At 77.5% G+C, this 3606-nt stretch carries 4 protein-coding genes; all 4 read left to right on the top strand.

Annotated elements, in window-relative coordinates; translation table 11 throughout:
* Window positions 1-1038 (top strand): hypothetical protein (locus FA014_RS20315; RefSeq protein WP_195969378.1); only part of this gene is annotated, 1038 nt, incomplete at its 5' end.
* Window positions 1039-1111: 73 nt separating this feature from the next.
* The gene (locus FA014_RS18755) at window positions 1112-2122 is read left to right on the top strand and encodes a sugar phosphate isomerase/epimerase family protein (protein WP_154731127.1); all 1011 of its coding nucleotides are present in this window, start codon (window positions 1112-1114) and stop codon (window positions 2120-2122) included.
* Entirely contained in the window at window positions 2119-3288 is a 1170-nt protein-coding gene (locus tag FA014_RS18750) for an inositol-3-phosphate synthase (RefSeq protein WP_230323416.1), read from the top strand. Before FA014_RS18755 ends, FA014_RS18750 begins: the two co-directional genes overlap by 4 nt.
* Window positions 3285-3606: UbiA family prenyltransferase (locus FA014_RS18745; RefSeq protein WP_230323414.1), on the top strand; the 322-nt coding region annotated here is incomplete at its 3' end. The genes FA014_RS18750 and FA014_RS18745, both read left to right, overlap by 4 nt.

Genomic DNA, 3606 nt, shown 5'->3' with positions numbered 1-3606 from the left:
CCGCCGGCCGTGCGCGCCGCCGCCGACCCGGCCCCGGAGGACCCGGCCGCGGCCGGTCCCGCGACCGACCCGGCCGCCGCGGCGGGCACCCAGGTCACCTGGGGCGTGCGCCCGGCGGACACCGTGCACGGCGCCGCCCGCCCCAACTTCGCGTACACCCTGCCGCCGGGCGGCACGCTCTCCGACGCCCTCGTCGTGACGAACAAGGGCGACGCCCCGCTGACGCTCGACGTGTACGCCGCCGACGGCTTCCTCACCCCGGACGGCACGCTCGACGTGCTGGAGGCGGGGGAGGAGTCCACCGCGCTCGGCGCCTGGGTCCGGGTGGACACCCCGCAGATCGCGGTCGAGCCCGGCGCCGCGGTCGAGGTCCCGTTCACCGTCACCGTCCCCGAGGACGCCCAGCCCGGCGACTACGCCGCGGGCGTCGTGTCCAGCCTGCTCGTGGAGAACGCGGCGGGCGTCTCGGTCGACCGGCGCCTGGGCTCCCGCGTGCACCTGCGGGTGTCGGGCGACCTGGCCCCGGCGCTCGCCGTCACCGACCTGCGCGTCGACTACGACGCGGGCGGCAACCCCGTCGCGCCGGGGGCCGCGACCGTGACCTTCACCCTGACGAACACCGGCAACGCCCGCGTCGCGCCCACCGAGCAGGTGCGCGTCGCCGGTCTGTTCGGCCTCGGGCGGGCGCGCGCGGCGGCCGTCGAGGTGCCCGAGCTCATCCCGGGCGCGTCCGTGGTGCGCAGCGTGCGCGTCGACGGCGTGTGGCCGCTGGTCCGCACCACCGCCTCGGTCGCGCTGGGCGGCGAGGTCGTCGCCCTCCCGGGCGCCGCCGCCACCGACGACGCGCCCGCCGTGCCCGGCGTCACCGCCTCGGCGGCGGCGTGGGCGGTCCCGTGGGCCCTGGTCGGCGCCCTGGCGCTGGTCGTCGGGCTCGTGGCCCTCCGGGTCGCCGCCGGCCGCCGGCGCCGGGTCCGGCACCAGCGCGCGGTCGACGCGGCCGTGGCGGACGCGCTCGCCCGCCAGGGGGCCACGACATGACCTGAGGCACCCCTGGACGCCGCGCACCGGCGCCCCGCAGCATCGATGTTCCGCTCTCGACGAGGAGACCGACATGACCCGCCCGATCACCCTGTTCACCGGCCAGTGGGCCGACCTGCCCTTCGAGGAGGTGGCCCGGCTCGCGTCCGAGTGGGGCTACGACGGCCTCGAGATCGCCTGCTGGGGCGACCACCTCGACCCGTGGCGCTGGGACGACGACGCCTACGTCGCGTCGCGGCTCGAGATCCTCGACCGGTACGGCCTGAAGGTGTGGGCCATCTCGAACCACCTCAAGGGCCAGGCCGTCTGCGACGACCCGATCGACCTGCGGCACGAGGACATGCTGTCCGCCCGGGTGTGGGGGGACGGCGACCCCGAGGGCGTCCGGCAGCGCGCGGCGGAGGAGATGCGGCACACCGCGCGGATCGCGGCGAAGCTCGGCGTCGACACCGTGGTGGGCTTCACCGGGTCGTCGATCTGGAAGTACGTCGCGATGTTCCCGCCCGTCCCGGCCGCCGTGATCGAGGCCGGCTACGAGGACTTCGCGCGCAGGTGGAACCCGATCCTCGACGTGTTCGACGAGGTCGGGGTCCGGTTCGCGCACGAGGTGCACCCGAGCGAGATCGCCTACGACTACTGGACGACGGTGCGGACCCTGGAGGCGATCGGCCACCGGGAGGCCTTCGGCCTCAACTGGGACCCCAGCCACATGGTCTGGCAGGACCTCGACCCCGTCGCGTTCCTCTGGGACTTCCGCGACCGGATCTACCACGTCGACTGCAAGGACACGAAGAAGCGGATGGGCAACGGCCGCAACGGCCGGCTCGGCTCGCACCTGCCGTGGGCCGACCCGCGGCGCGGCTGGGACTTCATCTCCACCGGGCACGGCGACGTGCCGTGGGAGGACGCGTTCCGCGTGCTCAACACGATCGGCTACACCGGCCCGATCTCCGTCGAGTGGGAGGACGCCGGGATGGACCGGCTGCTCGGCGCCCCGGAGGCGCTGGCGTTCGTGAAGCGCCTCGCGTTCGACGCCCCGGAGGCCGCGTTCGACGCCGCGTTCTCCACGAAGGACCGGGCGTGACGGCGGACGCCCGCGCGTGCACCGGGCTGTGGCTCGTCGGCGCGCGCGGGTCCGTGGGCACCACCGCCGCCCTCGGGCTCGCGGCGCTGGCCGCCGGGCACGCGGGGGCGGCGGGCTGCGTGACCGCGTCGCCCGCCTTCGCGGACCTGCCGCTGCCGGACTGGGGCGACCTGGTCGTCGGCGGGCACGACGTCAGCGACGTCTCGCTCGCCAAGCGGGCCGAGGCACTGGTGGACGCCGGGATGATCCCGGCGCCGCTGCTCGCCGCGACGGCGCACGCCCTCGACGCCGCCGACGCGGAGGTCCGCGCCGGGCACCGCGGCCCGCTCGTGCCGGGGGGCTCGCAGCAGCAGGTGGCCGAGCGGCTCGCCGAGGACATCGCGGCGTTCGCGGCGCGGCACGGGCTGGCGCGGGTCGTGGTGGTCGACGTGTCGTCCACCGAGCCGCCCGCGCACCCGACCGCGGCGCACGACGACCCGGACGCGCTGGCCGCCGCGGTGCGCGAGCCGGGGCGGGTCGCACTGCCCCCGTCGTCCGTCGCCGCGTACGCCGCCGTGCTCGCCGGCGCCGCGTACGCCGGGTTCACGCCGTCCGCCGGCATGGGGCTGCCCGCGCTGCAGGCGCTCGCCGCCGCGGCGGGCGTGCCGGTCGCGGGGCAGGACGGCAAGACCGGGCAGACCTGGCTGCGCACCGTCCTCGCGCCGGCGTTCGCCGACCGGGGCCTGCGGGTGCTGTCCTGGGCCGGCACGAACCTGCTGGGCGGCGGCGACGGCGCCACCCTCGCCGACCCCGAGGCCGTGCGGTCCAAGCTCGCCTCGAAGACGCGCGGGCTGCGCGACCTGACCGGCTCCGACGTGACCCCGCTGCACATCGACCACGTGCCCGACCTCGGGGACGTGAAGGTGGCGTGGGACCACGTGCACGCCGAGGGGTTCCTCGGGTCGCGGATCACCCTGCAGACGACGTGGTCCGCGTACGACTCCATGCTCGCCGCGCCGATGGTGCTCGACCTGGCGCGCCTGCTGGCGCTGGCGCACGCGGGCGGGGTCGCCGGGGTGGTGCCGGAGCTCGGGTTCTTCTTCAAGGACCCGTGGGGCTCGGACCGGCACGCCGCGGCGGACCAGGCGGGCGACCTCGCGCGCTGGGCGCGGGGGCTGGCGGCGTGAGCCCCGTCGCGCCGCCGGCGCGCCACCCGGTGCGCGACCACCTGGAGCTCGTCCGCGCGCCCGCCGTGCTCACCGTGCTCGGCGACACCGTCGCCGGGGCGTCGGCCGCCGGGCTGCCGGTCGCCGGGCGGCGGGCGCTGCTCCCGCTCGCCTCGGCCTGCCTGTACGCGGGCGGCATGGCGCTCAACGACTGGGCGGACCGCGACCTCGACGCGGTCGAGCGCCCCGAGCGGCCCGTCCCGTCCGGCCGGATCGGCGCGGGGCGGGCGCTGGGCGTCGCCGCGGGGCTCGGCGCGGCCGGGCTCGCGCTGGCCGCGG

This window comes from Cellulomonas hominis (assembly GCF_005239125.1).
Classification (GTDB): domain Bacteria; phylum Actinomycetota; class Actinomycetes; order Actinomycetales; family Cellulomonadaceae; genus Cellulomonas; species Cellulomonas hominis_A.
The sequence above is the reverse complement of the archived record's forward strand: the minus strand, read 5'-3'. Positions and strand labels throughout refer to the sequence as shown.